Annotated in this window: 30 protein-coding genes; 25 read left to right on the top strand and 5 right to left on the bottom strand. The window is 70.7% G+C overall.

Features of this window, described 5'->3' with window-relative positions:
* Nucleotides 1–8: 8 nt before the first annotated feature.
* From OG272_RS16100 to OG272_RS16060, 9 genes are all read left to right on the top strand, one after another.
* Complete coding sequence (locus OG272_RS16100; protein ID WP_405893813.1) at nt 9–683, top strand: hypothetical protein; 675 nt, start codon at nt 9–11, stop codon at nt 681–683.
* A gap of 193 nt (nt 684–876) precedes the next feature.
* The gene (locus OG272_RS16095; RefSeq protein ID WP_405893811.1) at nt 877–1,095 is read left to right on the top strand and encodes a hypothetical protein; all 219 of its coding nucleotides are present in this window, start codon (nt 877–879) and stop codon (nt 1,093–1,095) included.
* Nucleotides 1,092–1,343 (top strand): hypothetical protein, encoded by a 252-nt coding sequence (locus tag OG272_RS16090; protein ID WP_405893809.1) that lies wholly within the window; start codon nt 1,092–1,094, stop codon nt 1,341–1,343. Before OG272_RS16095 ends, OG272_RS16090 begins: the two co-directional genes overlap by 4 nt.
* Nucleotides 1,340–1,666 (top strand): hypothetical protein, encoded by a 327-nt coding sequence (locus OG272_RS16085; RefSeq protein ID WP_405893807.1) that lies wholly within the window; start codon nt 1,340–1,342, stop codon nt 1,664–1,666. The genes OG272_RS16090 and OG272_RS16085 overlap by 4 nt, the downstream gene beginning before the upstream one ends.
* Nucleotides 1,666–2,166, top strand: a complete 501-nt coding sequence (locus OG272_RS16080; RefSeq protein WP_405893805.1) for a hypothetical protein — start codon at nt 1,666–1,668, stop codon at nt 2,164–2,166. The genes OG272_RS16085 and OG272_RS16080 overlap by 1 nt, the downstream gene beginning before the upstream one ends.
* Entirely contained in the window at nt 2,166–2,366 is a 201-nt protein-coding gene (locus OG272_RS16075; RefSeq protein WP_405893804.1) for a hypothetical protein, read from the top strand. Before OG272_RS16080 ends, OG272_RS16075 begins: the two co-directional genes overlap by 1 nt.
* Before the next feature lie 51 nt (nt 2,367–2,417).
* Nucleotides 2,418–2,633: a hypothetical protein gene (locus tag OG272_RS16070; protein WP_405893802.1), complete on the top strand. Its 216-nt coding sequence runs from the start codon at nt 2,418–2,420 to the stop codon at nt 2,631–2,633.
* 2 nt (nt 2,634–2,635) lie between these two features.
* Nucleotides 2,636–2,869 (top strand): hypothetical protein, encoded by a 234-nt coding sequence (locus OG272_RS16065; RefSeq protein WP_405893800.1) that lies wholly within the window; start codon nt 2,636–2,638, stop codon nt 2,867–2,869.
* Nucleotides 2,866–3,606, top strand: coding sequence for a hypothetical protein (locus OG272_RS16060; RefSeq protein ID WP_405893799.1), 741 nt, complete (start codon nt 2,866–2,868; stop codon nt 3,604–3,606). The genes OG272_RS16065 and OG272_RS16060 overlap by 4 nt, the downstream gene beginning before the upstream one ends.
* Before the next feature lie 48 nt (nt 3,607–3,654).
* Here the strand turns inward: OG272_RS16060 and OG272_RS16055 are convergent, their stop codons facing one another.
* Nucleotides 3,655–3,867, bottom strand: a complete 213-nt coding sequence (locus tag OG272_RS16055) for a hypothetical protein (RefSeq protein WP_405893798.1) — start codon at nt 3,865–3,867, stop codon at nt 3,655–3,657.
* 122 nt (nt 3,868–3,989) lie between these two features.
* Here OG272_RS16055 and OG272_RS16050 point away from each other — a divergent pair, with 122 nt between their 5' ends.
* Nucleotides 3,990–4,166, top strand: coding sequence for a hypothetical protein (locus OG272_RS16050; protein WP_405893796.1), 177 nt, complete (start codon nt 3,990–3,992; stop codon nt 4,164–4,166).
* A 48-nt stretch (nt 4,167–4,214) separates the two neighbouring features.
* Here OG272_RS16050 and OG272_RS16045 read toward each other — a convergent pair whose 3' ends face one another.
* The 3 genes from OG272_RS16045 to OG272_RS16035 all read right to left on the bottom strand — a co-directional run bounded on the left by OG272_RS16045 (nt 4,215) and on the right by OG272_RS16035 (nt 5,897).
* Complete coding sequence (locus tag OG272_RS16045) at nt 4,215–4,568, bottom strand: DUF6233 domain-containing protein (RefSeq protein WP_405893795.1); 354 nt, start codon at nt 4,566–4,568, stop codon at nt 4,215–4,217.
* A 253-nt stretch (nt 4,569–4,821) separates the two neighbouring features.
* Nucleotides 4,822–5,283 (bottom strand): peptidoglycan-binding protein, encoded by a 462-nt coding sequence (locus OG272_RS16040; RefSeq protein ID WP_405893793.1) that lies wholly within the window; start codon nt 5,281–5,283, stop codon nt 4,822–4,824.
* 326 nt (nt 5,284–5,609) lie between these two features.
* Nucleotides 5,610–5,897, bottom strand: a complete 288-nt coding sequence (locus OG272_RS16035; RefSeq protein WP_405893792.1) for a hypothetical protein — start codon at nt 5,895–5,897, stop codon at nt 5,610–5,612.
* A 187-nt stretch (nt 5,898–6,084) separates the two neighbouring features.
* Here OG272_RS16035 and OG272_RS16030 point away from each other — a divergent pair, with 187 nt between their 5' ends.
* From OG272_RS16030 to OG272_RS15995, 8 genes are all read left to right on the top strand, one after another.
* The gene (locus OG272_RS16030) at nt 6,085–6,282 is read left to right on the top strand and encodes a hypothetical protein (protein WP_405893791.1); all 198 of its coding nucleotides are present in this window, start codon (nt 6,085–6,087) and stop codon (nt 6,280–6,282) included.
* On the top strand, nt 6,279–6,446 hold the full coding sequence (locus tag OG272_RS16025; protein WP_405893790.1) for a hypothetical protein: 168 nt from the start codon (nt 6,279–6,281) through the stop codon (nt 6,444–6,446). The genes OG272_RS16030 and OG272_RS16025 overlap by 4 nt, the downstream gene beginning before the upstream one ends.
* Nucleotides 6,443–6,619 (top strand): hypothetical protein, encoded by a 177-nt coding sequence (locus OG272_RS16020; protein WP_405893789.1) that lies wholly within the window; start codon nt 6,443–6,445, stop codon nt 6,617–6,619. The genes OG272_RS16025 and OG272_RS16020 overlap by 4 nt, the downstream gene beginning before the upstream one ends.
* Before the next feature lie 147 nt (nt 6,620–6,766).
* Nucleotides 6,767–8,065, top strand: coding sequence for a hypothetical protein (locus tag OG272_RS16015; RefSeq protein ID WP_405893788.1), 1,299 nt, complete (start codon nt 6,767–6,769; stop codon nt 8,063–8,065).
* Nucleotides 8,062–8,949 carry a hypothetical protein gene (locus tag OG272_RS16010; RefSeq protein ID WP_405893787.1) on the top strand — a complete coding sequence of 296 codons (888 nt, stop codon included), beginning with the start codon at nt 8,062–8,064 and terminating at the stop codon, nt 8,947–8,949. The genes OG272_RS16015 and OG272_RS16010 overlap by 4 nt, the downstream gene beginning before the upstream one ends.
* Before the next feature lie 21 nt (nt 8,950–8,970).
* Nucleotides 8,971–9,384, top strand: a complete 414-nt coding sequence (locus OG272_RS16005) for a hypothetical protein (RefSeq protein ID WP_405893786.1) — start codon at nt 8,971–8,973, stop codon at nt 9,382–9,384.
* Entirely contained in the window at nt 9,381–10,631 is a 1,251-nt protein-coding gene (locus OG272_RS16000; RefSeq protein WP_405893785.1) for a hypothetical protein, read from the top strand. Before OG272_RS16005 ends, OG272_RS16000 begins: the two co-directional genes overlap by 4 nt.
* An 83-nt stretch (nt 10,632–10,714) precedes the next feature.
* Complete coding sequence (locus tag OG272_RS15995) at nt 10,715–10,990, top strand: hypothetical protein (RefSeq protein ID WP_405893784.1); 276 nt, start codon at nt 10,715–10,717, stop codon at nt 10,988–10,990.
* 81 nt (nt 10,991–11,071) lie between these two features.
* Here OG272_RS15995 and OG272_RS15990 read toward each other — a convergent pair whose 3' ends face one another.
* Nucleotides 11,072–11,683 (bottom strand): hypothetical protein, encoded by a 612-nt coding sequence (locus OG272_RS15990; protein WP_405893783.1) that lies wholly within the window; start codon nt 11,681–11,683, stop codon nt 11,072–11,074.
* 167 nt (nt 11,684–11,850) lie between these two features.
* Between OG272_RS15990 and OG272_RS15985 the strand changes: the two genes are divergently transcribed.
* The 7 genes from OG272_RS15985 to OG272_RS15955 all read left to right on the top strand — a co-directional run bounded on the left by OG272_RS15985 (nt 11,851) and on the right by OG272_RS15955 (nt 15,843).
* On the top strand, nt 11,851–12,072 hold the full coding sequence (locus tag OG272_RS15985; RefSeq protein ID WP_405893781.1) for a hypothetical protein: 222 nt from the start codon (nt 11,851–11,853) through the stop codon (nt 12,070–12,072).
* Nucleotides 12,073–12,240: 168 nt separating this feature from the next.
* Nucleotides 12,241–12,741: a hypothetical protein gene (locus OG272_RS15980; protein ID WP_405893779.1), complete on the top strand. Its 501-nt coding sequence runs from the start codon at nt 12,241–12,243 to the stop codon at nt 12,739–12,741.
* Between the two features lie 133 nt (nt 12,742–12,874).
* Entirely contained in the window at nt 12,875–13,228 is a 354-nt protein-coding gene (locus OG272_RS15975) for an SWIM zinc finger family protein (RefSeq protein WP_405893778.1), read from the top strand.
* Between the two features lie 129 nt (nt 13,229–13,357).
* A complete protein-coding gene (locus tag OG272_RS15970) occupies nt 13,358–13,846 on the top strand; it encodes a hypothetical protein (RefSeq protein WP_405893777.1) in 489 nt (162 codons plus the stop codon).
* A 35-nt stretch (nt 13,847–13,881) separates the two neighbouring features.
* On the top strand, nt 13,882–14,805 hold the full coding sequence (locus OG272_RS15965) for a hypothetical protein (RefSeq protein ID WP_405893776.1): 924 nt from the start codon (nt 13,882–13,884) through the stop codon (nt 14,803–14,805).
* A gap of 31 nt (nt 14,806–14,836) precedes the next feature.
* Nucleotides 14,837–15,097, top strand: coding sequence for a hypothetical protein (locus OG272_RS15960; RefSeq protein WP_405893775.1), 261 nt, complete (start codon nt 14,837–14,839; stop codon nt 15,095–15,097).
* A 116-nt stretch (nt 15,098–15,213) separates the two neighbouring features.
* Nucleotides 15,214–15,843, top strand: coding sequence for a hypothetical protein (locus OG272_RS15955; protein WP_405893774.1), 630 nt, complete (start codon nt 15,214–15,216; stop codon nt 15,841–15,843).
* Nucleotides 15,844–15,973: the final 130 nt, after the last annotated feature.

Below are 15,973 nucleotides of genomic sequence, written 5' to 3'. Positions count from 1 at the left end.
AGAACGCGATGCCGTACAAGACCGAGGACGAACTCCGTGGCTTCCTGTGCCTGTGCCTCGACCCGGGCCCGGGTCGCACGAAACGCACCGCGGCCCAGCTGGCGGCGATCATGCCCGACCCGGTGTACGAGGCGCTGATCCAGTACGCCCCGAACCTCGTCGAACTCCGCGAGCACGCCGGCCAGCTCGCCGAGCAGGCCACGGCCGCGCACCACGCGTACGCCGAGGGGCTGGTCGCCTGGATACGCGGCGACGAGCCGCCGCCGGTCCGCCGCCGGAAGTCGCTCCTGGAATCCGCCATGGCCGCCGTCGAAGCCGCGCAGACGCACATCGAGGGCTGCGCGGACTGCCGCCCCGACATGCGGCTCCCGGAGATGTGCCCGGACGGGCAGCGCCAGGCCCTCGCCGCTGTCGACGACGGCCCCGAGTGCGCACACGCCTCGTGGGAGGTCACCAGCGAGTACCGCAACGCCCGGCAGAGGTGGGTGAAGTCCCGCAGGTGCGCCGACTGCGGCGAGCACCTGGAGCCGCTCGTCGACCGTGAACCGCACTGGCCCGACAAGGCCTTGAGCGCCTGCCCCGGCTTCGAGAAGGAGTACCAGGGCGTGAGCGACGCGAAGCGGCGGCTCCCCAACTGCAAGTACTGCCGCCAGTCGCGAGCCGTGCACAGCGACGACCGCTGATCGTGCGCCTGATCCCGATGCGTGTCCGCCGCCGCTGGAAGCGGCGGCGCCACGCCCGCACATGGCGATCCCTTGAAGCCTTCGCGTTCCAGTACGCACCGGGCCCCACCTGGTGCCGCATCCGCACCTGGAACGACGCCGCCCGCATATGGCGCCGCCACCCCGAACGACCCGCCCGCCCTCGGAGGAACCGATGATCGGCCCCGCCACCTTCCCGCCCGGCCCCACCCTCGCCTACGTGTCCACGGCCGAGACCGGGCCCGACGCGACGCACCGCATCCAGCTCGTCGACCTCGACGCCCTCGACGACCCGCGTGAGCGTGCGCTGTGCCGCGCCCTCCTCCTCCACGCGCTGGCGCTCCTGGACGACAGCGAGCCCGCACGCACGACCGCAGCGAGGGCCGACAGTTGACCGCCGTCGCACCCTCAACCCGTGCCCGGGTCCGCCGCCCGGCGTCCTCACCGGCCTGTCCGGCATGTCCCAACCGGCGCCGCCCCGGCCAGTACCTCTGCCCCTCGTGCTGGGACGCGCTCCCCGCCGCCGCCCGCCGCGCCCTCAACGAGCGCGGCGACCAGGCCGCGGCCCTGGCTCGCCTCCGTCAGCTCCACCAGCAGCTCACCGACGGGGCCCCACCCCACGGAATCGAGATCACCCGGTGAGCGACACGCAGCTGCTCGCCATCGCCCTGGCCTGCATGTGGATCGGCGGCTACGCCACCGGCCGGGGCCGCCCGGTCCACTGCCTCGTCATCTGGGCCGACTGGCAGTTCTCCTACCGGCCCCGGCGGTCAGCCCGCTTCTGGATCGCCGCGCCGATCGTCCTCCTCGCCGCCGCAGCCCTGTGGACCCTGCACCCCTGGCGAACAGCGGCCATCCGCCGCGCCTGGCGGCGCCACCCGGACCGCCGCCCAGCACCCGCCCCGACCTACGACCCCCAGTGGGCCGCCCACCGACGCGGCCACCACGCGAACGGAGACATCTGATGGGACGATCGAGCAACGCAGTCCTGGTCTACGGCTACGACCTCGGCGGCCCTGACGAGTGGAAGCTCCGCAGCCTCGGCCAGTACGGCGAACTGCCCTCGCTCGACTGGTACGACGACGAGGACGAAGACGGCGACGACAGCGTGGACTTCGCCACCGCGGCCCAAGACCGACTGCGCGCGGCCGTCGCCGGGTTCACCGAGGAGTGGACGCCCGACGCCCGAGAAACCGGCTACTACGACCGGCGCAGGGCGGCCGAGCAGAGCGTCGGCGTCAAGGTCGAGTCGTACTGCTCCCACACCTCGCCGATGTTCGCGCTCGCCGCTCACGTCACCACCGTCCACCGGGGGCACGTCGACTACATCGACCCGCAAGACCTCCTCGACCGCCCGAGCACCGAGGACTGGGACAGCCGGCTCATCGTCGCGGTCGAGGCCCTCGACATCGTTCCCATCCAGGAAGACCCGCGCTGGTTCCTCGTGTCGTACGGGGACCTGTGATGTCCGGGCCCGACAGCCTGCCCACGTTCCTCGATGACCTTGCCGCGCTCACCGCGAAGCACGGCCTCCGCATTGACGGCTGCGGCTGTTGCGGCTCGCCCTTCCTCCAGCGCGCCAACGCCGCCGAGACGGACTGGCCCACCCGCCTCAACTTCACGTACTCGACCGAGACCCAGCGGTACACCGTCGACCCCGAATAGCCCTGACCCGGCCGCTCCGATGGCGGCCGGGCCGCACCCGTGGAGAACCAGATGACCGCCACCGACGCCGTTGCCCGCCACCACTCCAGCACCGTCCAGACCGACCGCCGGATCAACGTCACGCTCACCTTCGCCTCCGACCGGCCAGCCTCCACCGTCGGCGCCGCCGTCACGGCCGCCGTCGGCCAGGCCCTGCCCGACGAGCTGATCGGAGTGAACTGGCACGACTTCGTCCTGCCCTCCTCCGACGACGAGCAGAACGGCTGACCATGCGCCTCAACCTCGTCACCCCCGAACAGGCCCATGCCATCCGCCAGACGCTCGCACGCGTCGCCGAATGGTGGGCCCGCATCCGCGAGCAGCTCACCGCTCTCGCCCGCCGCATCGGTGAAGCAGCCCGCCACCTCGTCCGCCTCGCTGAACAGGCCCGCCCCGTTCTTCGCCGCCCCGACCGGCCGGCCTGGGCCAGCCCGTACGGCCCCGAACCGAAGGGACACCGATGACCACCCAACCCACCGCCCCGAACGCCGACGGATACCGGCCGCTCGCCGCGCTCGGCGACGCCGGCCTGTTGTGGCTGTTCAACCGGACCACGCTGCACCCTCGCGGGCTCACGCTCGCCTTCTGCGCCGACGACCAGGGCGAAGTCAACGGCTGGAAGCTCCAGCCCAGCCCGGACGGCGAGCCCTGGAGCTTCCAGCCAACGCTCGACGCCGACGGCTACCGGCGAGCCGAGGCAACCCTCACAGCCGCCCTCGCCGGGCCCACCGCAGACTCGCCCCCGTTCGCCGAGCAACGGCACGTCGAAGCCGTGATGTGCATCTGCGGCACCCCCGTCGAATGGGTAAGCCACGCCGAAGGCTTCGGCTGGAAGCACTCACCGGCCGCGGGCCGGAGCTGTCAGCGCGCCCGGCCGCGCTGCCCCGAATGCCACACACCGCGCCAGCTGCTGCCCGGCGAACCGCCTATGTGCCGAGGCCTCCGCGAAGGCGTCATCGTCCCGGCAGCGACCGAAGCGACCGACCCCCAGACACCGCTGACGTCTCCACCAGCCGACGACGAGGAAGGAAACGGCGTCCGAGTCATCTCCACCGGCCGACTACGCGGGGACGGCGGGCCTGACGGCGTCCGAATCGTCTACACCGCCCGAGTGCCCCGGGACCAGGCCCTCGGCGCGTTCGCGGAGGCCTTCGAGATCATCAACCGAGAAACCGGCAACACAGCCCGACGCGAGGGCTGAACGCCGGCACGAGCCGCCCGCCGCGGGGACATCTGGCGGGCGGCTCCGTCACTCCTGGGGCGCCCACACGCCGGGGCCACCGCCCCGCCACTCGATCAACGCCGACGTCGACGCGTCGACGTCCTCAAGGCCCGCCCGCCTCAGAAACTCCTCCACGTCGCGGAAGCTGTGCGCGAGACCCAGGATCTCGGCATCCACGGTCACCCGACGTCCGCCGCTCGGCGACGGCGGATGCACAACCACGGGCAGCTGTCCGGACACGCCCCCAGGATCATCCGGACCGCCCGAACACGCATCCCCGTCGGGTGGTCCGGTGCTCGCCGCTCTGGCCCTGCGGCGGGCCCGGGAGGAGCATGGGAGTGAGCGACCAAGGGAGGCCCGCAATGAAGACCGGAGCCTCGGAATACGACCGCTGGCTGTACTCGCACACACCCTCACAGGCCGAGGGCGAGCGCGACGAACCGGCCGAGCGCGCGGCCGTGGAGCAGCACCCGGACGTCCCCAGGACCGAGCCGTCCCAGGCGGAGGGCGAGCGGATGGACGACTCCCGGACCACCTGACCGCCGATAAATGATCAATGAACGGCGTGGGGAGACTCGCCCGGTGGTCTACTCCGGGATCACCCGGAGCGCGGTGTCCGGGTTGCAGAAGGAGCAGGCCTCGACGTGCTCGTACAGCGCCCGCCGCGCCTGGTCCTCGGTGATCTCCTTGACCCGGACGCCCTGCGCCATGTCGCACCCACCCCTGTGGACCTGCACAGGCGGACTCCCGGCCCCGATGCCCCGCTGTATCAGCCACTCCGGCGGCTTCGGACGCCGTTCCGCAGCCCTTTGCCGCGCAGCCTCCCGCTCCTCCTCGATGGCGATCCACCGGTTGAGCTGAGCGAGGCTCGCCTCAACCTGCTGCACGACGACGCGGCGCGCGAAGTACAGCAGCTCCAGACGGGACGGGGTGTCGCTCACGTGTTCGAGTCTAGGCTGATCTCGCGCCAGCCTGACTGTGACCTCCAGCGAGAGATGGCCAAAGACGCTGAGAAGTCCGCTGATGAGTGGCCGGCGCTCGACTGTGGGTGGCCATCTCTCTCAGAGATAGTTGGCCACCCAGTTCACGAAGCAGGCGCGGCATCCCCTTCCGCAGGCGGAGTCCGAGTCGGAGTCGGAAAAGCAGCGGGCGGCTCCCTCCTCACGCAAGAAGGCGGGCCGCTGCGAAGAAGTGTCACCCTTTCCAGCAGAGATACACGTCGCGCAGGTGCGGCCAGGTCTTGGATCCGATCAGGCCGTCGACGGCCAGGGTCCCACTACCGCAGAGTTCGTTGACGCGGGTCTGGAACCTCTTTGCGGCTGCCTTCGAGTTGCTCCCGAAGATGCCGTCGACGGTCCCAGGGTCGTATCCCTTGTACTTGAGCAGGCACTGGGCCTCCTTGCCTGCGGCCGAAACCGACGAGGACGAGGGCTGAACGGTGTTGCCGCTGTAGTACCCGGCGTAGTACTTGTCACCCGGTGCCGAGCCGGTATCCGTGACGTTGCATGCGTATGCCTGAGCGCCGAGTTCGGCTGCCGTTGCCGAAGTTGCCGCCAGGCCTGACAGGCACAGCATGCCTGCGCCCAGTACCACTCCGAGCTTCATTCCAAACCGCATGAGTTTTCCCCCACTGGTGCCGGTGAGATGCAGAAACACTCAGGTCTTTACAGACGAGGTGTGCACGCACTAAAGAGGGCGTGCTTGGACAGTCTCAGGCGACTTCGCGACGTGCGGTACCTATAACGTTTCAGGGTGGCGGGCGGACCCCTTCCTGCCCGGCTCTCTGTCTCGTCAAGCCCCCACGTGGCCAGCTGTCGCTGAGCGCGTCACGCTGACTCGGAGTGACCGGGCCGCCCGCCGTCGACTGGCGGCACCAGAAGCAGACGGCCCCCAGTGGGATGGGCGCCTTGACACGGGGGTGCGGCCAGCGGTTCCGGTACCCGCTGCCGCGACTGCCCTTCCGCGTCAGTCGGCGACTCCGATCATGTCTCCGACTCGTCGCGCCCCTCCGGCGGTTCGCTGAGGTCCTCGGCGAGGATCTGCCGGACGCGGCCGAAGCTGATCCCCAGCTCGTCTCCGATCGCCCGATAGCTCATGTCGCTCTCGCTCATCTCGCGCACCGCGCGCTGTAGTTCGCGACGGATCTCCAGCGCCACCGCTTCCCGCAGCTTCGCGAGTTTCCTCGCCCGCTCGGCGGGCGGCTCCTTATTGGTCGCGAACGCGGTGACTGCGTCGAGCACGCGCTGTACCTCCTCCGCCTCGTCGCCCATGTCCGTCCCTCCGGGGTTCGGGAGGCGGATGACCCATGCCGTCTTGTGTAGGGAAGCTACACGCGTGTAGTGTCCCTACACAAGGCAGGGCAGCGCCCCTGTCGTGTCCACATAGAGCGGCCCCGGACGGAGTTGTGAGAGGCCCGTCCGGGGCCGGTCGCCCACCTGAGCTACCAGGAGGTACGACATGGCACAGAGTATCGGCGCGTCTCCCGCGTCCGGAAAGGAACTGACGCAGAAGGAGCGGGTCGCCGCGCTCCACGCCGAGGCCCGGGCGGCCTACGCGGATGCCGCCCCGGCGCGTGACCACTCGCGGGCGGAGGCCGGGGTTCGGACCGCGAGGGAGCACTGCGCCGAGGCGCTGGAAGCGGGCGGCGCGCAGTGACCGGCCAGCCGCAGGACCAGGCCGACAGCGTCGCGGAGCTCCACCGCCAGGCGGCGGCGGACTACGTCACCGGCCAGCTGGCCCGTGCGGGCATGGACCGCGCGGACGCCCTCCGCCGCGAGATGTGGGCCAAGTCGGCCACCTCCCCGGGGACGGACTCATGAGCTGGCGTGACATTGGACGCGTCGTTTTCGGCAGCAGCCAGCCGACGCGCCAGCCGTCCGTTCCGTCGACGCGGGACCTGGAGAAGCAGCGGAAGCAGAACGCGAAGGAGGCCGCCGCGAGCGCGGCCCGTCGTAAGAAGCACCGCGACCGCGTGCTTCGCGGCGACGTGTAGCCATCCGACCGGACTTGGCCCCGACCTCGCCCCCGACCGGGGCCCGGTCCTTCCCCCCCATAGACCGGCCGGCCCCTGCGCCCCCTCCTTACTCGCAGGGTCCGGCCTTCCTGCTGAACATCCAGATCACACGCGAAGGGCAGAACCATGACCGAGAACGGCGAGCTCACCAGCGGGCAGCGCGCCGTGCTGATCGCCGCGACGGTGCCGATGGTCGGTGCTGGCGGGCTCGGCGCCTGGGGCACGTACACGAACATCACGGCCGAGTTCGGCCGGGCGGCGACCGCACTCGGCGTCGTCGCGGCCGGTGAGGGTGTGACGCTCGTCCTCGCCTTGGTCATGGTGCTACTGACCATGCTCGGGCAGGCCGCGCCGTGGCCCGTGCGCGCGGGGCTATGGGGGGCACCGGTCGCTGCGGCGCTGACCTGCGTCGTCGTCGCCGACAGCCTCACAGAACAGGTCGTGTACGGGATCACGCCCATGGCCATGTGCGCCTCGGCCGAGGGTCTCGGGCTGGTCGCCCGGCGGATCTTCGTCTTCCGGACGAAGATCGACATCGAGGCGCAGCGCCGCAACGCGCGGATCATGCGGCGGATCGCCTACCACCGTGCGCGCGCTGAGCGGCACCCGAAGGACCGCGTCAAGAAGCGGTCGGCGCTCGTCGCGTGGTGGCTCCTGCGCCGTGCGGGAGAGGGTGACGCCGAGCTGGGCGCCGAGCTGATCGGCGTGCAGCGCGTGCGGCTCACCCAGGGCGCGGACCTCGCGCTCGACGACATGCTCACCGGCGGCTCGATGCTCCTTGCCCTGCCCGCACCTGAGCCCGCACCTGAGCCTGATCCCGAGCCTGAGCCCGCTGAGCCTGAGCCTGAGTGGCTTGAGCCCGAGGAGTTCGAGCCTGAGCCCAGACAGCGGTACGCGCTCAACCACGCGCGCCAGCAGTGGGTGCCGCTCGGGACCGAAATCGAGGGATGGCCGCCCGAGCCCGAGCCCGAGCCCGAGCACCAGCGTGAGCCCGAGCCGCAGCCCGACGCGACGGTGATCCCGCCGCTGACGAAGGAGCCGGCTCCGGTCGCCGCCGAGAAGCAGACCGGCGAACCAGGCGCGAGCCAGGCTCAGCCCGAGCCCGAGCCCGAGCCCGAGCCCGAGCCCGAGCCGGTGGCTGGTAGCGAGCAGGAGCAGATCATCCAGCTCGCGGCCCGGCTGCTGAGCGGCGAGGGCATCGCGAAGAAGAGGGCCACGGAACTCCTCGGCGTGAGCCCGGCCACCGCTCAACGGCGCATGACTCAGGCTCGCCGGGTCGTGACGCTCGCCGAGCGGCTCAAGGCCGGCGACAGGCTCACTCCCGCGACGGCGGCGCCCCTGCTCGGCGTCGACGAGAAAACCGCAGGGCTGCGGCTCACCGAGGCACGCCGGCTGAACGGAGAAGGGACGGGTTTCTACGCATGAGCCAGCCCGCCGTCCCCGACGAGGACGAGAGCGCGGTCCGGGAGACGCTGCGCCGCTTCGGCGTCCGGCCCGCCGGGTACGCCGACGACGCCGAGCAGCCGCCCGCACCCGTCGTTGTCCCGCCCAAGCCCGACTACGCGCCGACCGTCACGGCGCCCGTGCCCGCCCCCCGAGGGGCGGGCACGTCCCGCCTGCCGCACTGGTGGGACGACCGTAAGCCCGAGCTGTCGACCGACGGTCAGCCCGCAGTGGTGGCGCCCAGCGACGACGAGGGCGAGCACGACGAGCCGGGGGAGAAGCCCGATGAGCTGGAGGCGGCCGACGACGACCAGGACGACGAGCAGCCCACCGGCCGCCCGCGGCCCCAGGTCGTCAAGCGTGACCACGCCGACGCCCCCGACGACCAGCGCGAAGACGACGGAGAGGACCCTGTGGACGACGAGCAGGACGCGGGGGAGGGGCCCGCGAAGCGGTCCGTCCGGCGGTGGCGCCCGTCCGGCGGGGGCTCCGCACGGCCGCCGTTCGCCACGCCCGCGTTCCCGTCCACGATGGACACGGCCAAGGAACGGAAATCGCTGGTCCAGGTCGCGCGCGAGGCCTCGCCCGAGGCCAAGTGGCTCATCTCCCACGCGAGCGGCCTCGCGACCGGCTTCGTGTTCGGCATCCCACAGTTCGCCCACGACGTAACACGCAGCGTCGCCGAGTCGCCGTTCGCACTGCGCGACAACCCCGACGCGTACTTCTGGGCCGTCGGCGCCATCCTCGTCCTGTCCCTCGACCGCGCGACCCGCAACTGGTGGCTGCTCGTCGCCTGGGCCACGCGCGGCCTGACGACGTCGGTCGTGATCGGCGCCCTCCTCCACGGCAACCCCATACCGCACTGAGCAGAACGGACAGGACCTCCCGTGAACAGCTTCATCGGAACGCTCGGCCCCGTCGGCCTCGCCGGCATTCTGAGCGTCATCCTGTGGTTCGGGACGAAGGACAACGAGGGCGGCAAGCTCAAGCCGCTCAACTGGGGCTGGATCGTCCTGCTGAGCCTGATCGCCGGCGCGGCCTTCAAAGCTGCCGGGCCGCCGTTCTCGTTCATCTCCGACCTGGTCAACGACGGCATCGGGATGTGGGGCGCCGCCTTCCCCGGCTACTCCATGCCCGCTATCGCGCTCACCCTGATCGCTTTCCTGCTGTGGATGAAGATGAGCCGCAGGCAGGTCGCTATGACCTCGATCGTGTTCTTCTACGTCGCGTCGGGCGCCGGGGCCGGGTACGGGATCGTCGCCGAGCGGATACACGAGATCGCGATGAACCTCGCGTCATGACCGCCGCCACCGGCCAGGCGCCGGGCCCCGACGAGCGGCTCACAGCTCACGAGCCCGACGCCGATGAGGCTCAGCTCACCACGGTTCCGGCCCCGAGTGAGCCCGACCCGCGTGAGCCTGAGCCTCAGCACGAACGTGAGCCTGAGCCCGGGCTCGCCCTGCCTGAGCCTGAGCCTGAGCCGGGGGAGGAGCCTGAGCCTGAGCCGGGGGAGGAGGAGCCCGAGCGGCTCCCCTCCATCGTGATCCCCAACCTCCGCCCGTACGCCGACCCGAAGGCCGTCCTCGACCTCGCCCGCCGTGGCGCCAGGGCGAGCCGACGGCCGACCGCCCGGCTCGGCCGCCGCGCGCTCGCAGAGCTGGCGCACATCGGCCGACTGCTCCTCGCCGGGAGCCGCATCCTGCTCGGCCTGCTCATCGGCTGGATGACCGGCACGTACGGCAAAGGCGGCTCCGTGCTCGCGCGGTTCGGGGGAGTGGCGCTACTCCTGTACGTCCTCGCCCGGACCATCGGCCTGCACCCCGTCGAGGCCCCGTTCGCCGCTGTCTGGACGTGGTGCCTGGCCGCACTCTTCGCCGCCCGGGGCGCCTTCGACGCCCTGGTCAAGAAAGCCACAGGCGGGCAGCGGAAGGCGGCGAAGAAGGGCGAGGAGAAGGCCGCGAAGGAGGACGGGAAGAAGAAGGGCCAGGTCGAGCCGACGAAGGACCCCGCGCCGGTCCCCGCGGGCACTCCCGCCGAGGACGTCGACCAGACGCCCGCCGAGGGCCCCGTCGAACCTCCGCTCACGGCCCTCATTCGGGAGCTGATCGGCGACGACAACGGGGTCCACCTCCAGGCCCTCCGGCCTGCCATGCGGGAGCGTCTCCCCGGCCTACAGAACGCCACCAATCAGGAGCTGAGGCAGGTGCTCGTCGGGGCCGACTGGGACCCCTCCCGCACGTTCCGCTCCAGGGGGGTCCCCGGGCGGGCCGGAATCCACCGCGACCAGCTGCCGCCGCTGCCCTCCCCCGAGAACGGCGCAGGACCGCTCTCCGATTCGCTCTCCACGGAGAGAAACGCAGGTCAGGCCGATGATTCTCCGCTTCTCTCCGCTCGCGGAGAGGGGAGCGGAGAGCAGCACCGGAAGGGGCGCAAGCGGGCCCCCGAGGGGTGGACGGAGGAGGAGGCCGCGCGCGGGTTCCGGAGCGTTGCCGACCCCGCCGCCGGCCCACACGCCTCCCGCATCGAGAGGCTCGACGGCCCCAACTGACCGGCGAGCAAAGGCATTCGAACACGGCGATCGAATAGTGAAAGAGGGCAACCATGGACCGGCGGAGCGGAGCGTCGAGCATCATGAGCGGTAACGACACGCTCACGAGGGGGTCCGACATGTACGCGTACCGGTGCGCTCAGTGCCGCACGACGTCCCCCGACGTCGTGACGAAAGCAGAGCTGAGCGCCGCGCGTCAGCAGCACCGCGACGACTTCCACGGCGGCCACATCCCCGACGGGGAGCAGGTCCTCGAACCCGCGGGTATGCGGTTCGCCGACCTGCCGCGCGAGCAGAAGATCGCAACCGTCGTCGTCGCCCTGATCCTCCTCGTCGGCGGCATCGTCCGCTTCGGCTGACCCCCGCCGCCACACGCACGGAAGCCCCCGCCGGCTCTCGACCGGCGGGGGCTTCCGCACGTTGCCTTCTCGTCCTGGCGGCTATCCCTTGACGATGCGCGGGTCGGCCCCCGGCTGTTGCACGTACCAGTCGTAAGGCACGAGGACCGACTTCGGCTTCCCCTTGTCCATGATCAGCCTGTGGTCCGGCCCTCGCTTCCGGCGGCGCGGCACTTCGTAGGCGCGGGCGATGATCCGCACCTGCTCCTGGCTCCATGGGAGGTGCTCGGCCATCTCCGCATTCGTCAGGTCAACGTGAGTAGTCAGCTCGTCCGCGATGCAGGCCTCCAGCGCCTCGCGGGCCTTCTTCTCGCCGTCGACGGCCTGGTGCCAGGCGGCGAGGAGATTCCGCAGCCGCTCGCTGGGTGTGTAGACGAGCGGGTCGCCCTCGCTCTTGCGGTGCCGCTCGCGCGGCGGGACGCCCCGGCCGGCCATGCGTAGGCGGATCATCTCCGCCGTCCACGGCAGATGCTCGGCGATCGTCGGCAGGTTCAGCTGCCGGTTCTCCGTCAGCTCCCGCGCGATACCCGCATCCAGGTCCTCGCGCGCGGCCGGCTCCGTCTCGTCGAGGGCCTTCTGCCAGGCGGCGAGACGTTCCCGAAGCTGGTCGCTGGGCTGGTAGCGGCTCGGCGGAGCGCTGTCGGTTGTAGCCATGCGTGAAGTCTGGCACAAGGGTGCCGGGATAAACCCGTCTGATAGTCCAACAGCTTGGCAAAACATGGCCTGAGCTGCACTTTCTCTGACCAAGCGAGGTTGGACAAAGGTGCGCCAAGGGAAAGAATGAGGTAGCACAAACCACCACAACAGCCCGAGGAGATCCGGTGAGTATCCCCACAATCACAGCCCCCGCCCTGACGGCCCCGATCGGCGAGGCGCTGCCGCGGGTGCCCGAACTCGGCACATGCGACGACTGCGGGCTCGGCCTCGTGTGCCTCGTCGAGGACAGCGCGGTCGTCTTCTGCGAGTCCTGTGACCTGGGGATCCCCTCGGCCAAGCCGGCCGACCGCTCGCGGGCGGGCGCGCTCCCGTTCTGGCTGGACTGACCGCCGGGCTGTGCGGGCCCCGCCCCTGCCGGGGGTGCGGCGTCCGCTGAGACCGGCTTCCTTGAGCGGCATTCGACCAAATCAATTTGGATAACGTGGATAATCCAAATCTGCACGGGCAGGAATGAGTGCGGGACACCACCCGCACCCCACGGAGGGAACACCGCCATGTATCGGGTCACCATCAAGCACCCCGCCATCGAGGACCGCACCTACATCGCCAACGGCCCCGGCGAGCTGCGGAACATCGTCTGGGGAGTCGCCCGCGCGCAGGGCAAGCCCGTCACCGACGACAGCGCGATGATCGCCGCGGTCGGCGACCTCCGCTCTCGCTGCGACATCGAGGGCGTCGGCCTGCTCGACGTCCACGAGATCACCGTCAAGGTCGAGGACGCGGACCCCGACATGTACGAGTGCGAGGGCGGCCACGACAACGAGGACAGCGCGATCCTCGGCGGGCCCGTGCGCTGCGACGGCGCATGCAGGCCCCGCCGCCGCTTCCGCAAGGGGGCCTTGCTCGGCCTGGCCGAAGCGCTGGATGACGCCGAGTTGGAGAGCGAGGGTGGCTGCGCGGCCTGCGGCCTGGAAGCCGGCCAGATGTGCGTGGGCTGCGGCAAGTGCAACTGCGAGCGTCACGGCAACTGCACGCGCCCGGCGCCCCGCCCCTGACCTGGGGTGGAGGCCCCATCGAGGGCGTTTCCTTGACTAATTGTAGACCAAATCAACTTGGATTACGAATGTAATCCAGATGTATTCAATCAATGATGAATGCACGACAACCCACCACCACCAAGGAGCAGCCATGGACGCCAAGCCGGAAACACGGTGCACGAAATGCCGTCGGCTGCTCCGCAACTACTCGCCAGACGGCCTCGGCCCGAAGTGCAGGCGCAAGGTCCGCAAGGCCGGACACGCCCCCGAGATCGCCCACCGCTACAAGGCGCACCTCGTCGAGAAGGCGGTCGAGCTGCTGGAGCAGGGCGGGCTGATCCCGCTCCGCAAGAGCAGCAAGAACACCGTCTTCCTGGCCGTCAGCTCCGACGGCTCCACCGCCTACCGCACGGCCATGGCCGCCTGCACCTGCCCGGCCGGCCTACGCGCCAAATACGACTGCAAACACCGCATCGCCGCCCACGTGATGGCGCTGGCCAGCTGAAAGGAGCACCCCGAATGCCCACCCGCACCACCCGCTGCCCCGACTGCGGCGACCAGATCGAGATCGACGACGACGGCTTCCGCACCCTCTGCGGCTGCGACGTCGCCGAATGACCCAGGAAGGACCGACATGAACACCACCACCGCCCCCGGCATGGACCTACTCCATCACCTCCACCTGGTCGCGCCCACCTGGCCGGCCCTGCCCGACGCGACCGAGTTCGTACCCGACGACGAGCCGCTCCCGGCCGGTTACCGGCCGGACCTGACGCTCACCTGGTGGGACATCCCGCCGACCGTCCTGCACCCGGACCGCCACTTCGGCGCCCGCACCGACAGCCTGCTGCACGCCGAAGGCGCCCCCGCACCGGTCGCCCTCGTCAGCTGGGCGCCCGTCACCGGAGCCCGCTACGGACGCGGCTGGCTCTGGCGCTGCGAGGTCCACGTCACCGCCGCCCCCGGTGAGACCGGCTTCAACTACGACTGCCCGACCACCGGCCGGTCCACCACCCGCGACGGCGCCCGAGACGCCGCCGCCGCACACCTGCGGAGCAGCCACCCCGACGCGGCCGTGCCCTACCTCGGCCGCCGACAGCACGCCTTCCGGCGCTGGATCTGACCCCCCTCGCCCGTACACGACCCGAAGGAGCATCCATGGCCACCACCGCCACCCCCACCGAGGACGTCGCCCGACGCCTGACCCTCCTCGCCGGAATCGTCGAGGACCGCGCCCACCACCCCGACCCCTGGCACATCGGACGCCTGGCCGCCAGCCTCCGCTTCGCGGCCCTCACCGCGCCGACCTATCCGATCCAGGACGGCCGCCGACTGCCCGCTGAGACGCTCGACGTTCTGCAGGAGGCCCGTGACCTGATGGAGGCCCACGACTTCCACCTCTCCCCGGTCGGCATCGACTACGCCGTGGCGCCCGCCCTCGGCCCGGTCGGCGACATGAAGCCGCTGGGCGCGGTGAGCGAGAAGCTCGCCCGCGACGACTTCGAACTCCAGAAGCGCCGCAACACCGTCATCCACAGCGGCCAGCTCGACGCCGCCGCCGACGAGACCGTGACCTGGGCCCTGACCGTCCTGACGGCCGTGCACTACAAGCACGAGCGTCTGGCGGCCGTGGTCGCCGCCGACAACGACCGGCCGTGCAACCGGGGCAAGACGCCGTTCCACCTGCTCGCCCAGCAGCGCTACGCCGAGAAGGCCGCCGCCCGTGCTCGGTCGCACGAGGGCGGCAAGCTGGTGGTGGCGCTCGCCGAGTTCGGCATCCCGGCCTTCCTTCACGAGGACCGCGGCGTCTCCTGCGTCCTGGTGGCCGTCGACCGCAGCGCCGACGAGGGTGAGGCCCACACCGGCCCGAGGGTGCTCATCTCCTCCGGCGAGCACGCCGACCGGCCCGCCGGCGAGCATGACGAGCCGTGGTCGGCCCACCTGTACGACGGCACCGGCGAATACGTCGACGAGCTGTTCGTCTGCCCGGCCGGACTCGACCTGTCCGCCGAGTGCGCCCAGGCCGCCATGTCCCTGGCGTCCTGGCTCACCGCCAACGCCGACCGCCACCCCCGCACCTGACCCCCTCCACTCCAGCGAAAGGACCGCCGTCATGGCCGACACATCCCAGCGCGAAGTGCCCAGCTTCTTCGAGATGTCCTGCGTGGCTCACCTCCTCGGAGGCGGGCAGGCCCACGCCGCATTCATCATCAGCGCCACGAGCGGGTACGGGCTGGCCGCCTGTGCCGAGCACCGCGACGTGACGGACCTGGTCGTGGCCCGGATGAGCGTGGACGACGACGACCAGCTGCGGGCGCTGTTCGGACGGCAGGGCCTCACCATCCAGGCTCCGGAGGAGCCGGACGGCTCCTGACCTGCGATAACTTGCCGATTCTTTGACCAAATCGGTCTGGATATCGAGATTATCCAGACCGGCTAGGTGAATGAATGAAGATGTCACCACCACCCACCAAGAACGGAGTAGCAGCCATGACCGCCACCCACTTCGACGGCTTCCTCACCGACGGCACCAACGACGTCCACTACAACCTCCGCCTCGCCGATGGCCAGGTCATCAGCATCAAGGCCGCCCCCGGCGCGAGCGAGGTCGACGTCTACCTGCCCAACGAGATCGCCACCCCCGCCGGCGACGCCTGGGAGCTGGAAGACAACTGGGAGGCGTGGCTGACCGCCGGAGACGACCCGGTCGACGGCCGCCACTTCTACGAGATCCCGGTGGTCGACGTCCGCAAGCTCATTGAGAAGCACGGAGGCGAGCACGCCGACCAGAGCGACCCCACCCTCAACCGCTTCGACCAGGCCGTGGCCGACGGCACCGGCACCGGCCGCCGCCCCATGCTCCGCATCCGCCTGGCCGACGACCAGATCATCGCCATCGAGGCCACCGCCGGCGACGGCTACGTGAACGTCTACCTGCCCGAGACGATCGAGGCCCCCCGCGGCGACGCCTGGGAGCTGGAGGAGCGCGAGCTCCGGCTGACCCGCATGGATGGCGAGCCGCTCGCGGGCCGCCTGTTCTACGAGGTCCCCGCGTCCCACGTCCGGGCGCTCATCTGGAAGCGCGGCGGCGAGCACGCCGACCAGACCAACTTCTCCTGACTCACCGCCCCAACAGCGTCCGGGCGGCATCCGCCCAGCTCGGCGGCCACCGCCCGGACGCCCGACCCCACAGAAAGGCAGGGGACATGCCCCTCCACCTCCAAGCGCCCGAAGCCCCAGCCGCAGGACC

The sequence above is a fragment of the Streptomyces sp. NBC_00104 genome (assembly GCF_045160825.1).
Taxonomy (GTDB): Bacteria; Actinomycetota; Actinomycetes; order Streptomycetales; family Streptomycetaceae; genus Streptomyces.
The sequence above is the reverse complement of the archived record's forward strand: the minus strand, read 5'-3'. Positions and strand labels throughout refer to the sequence as shown.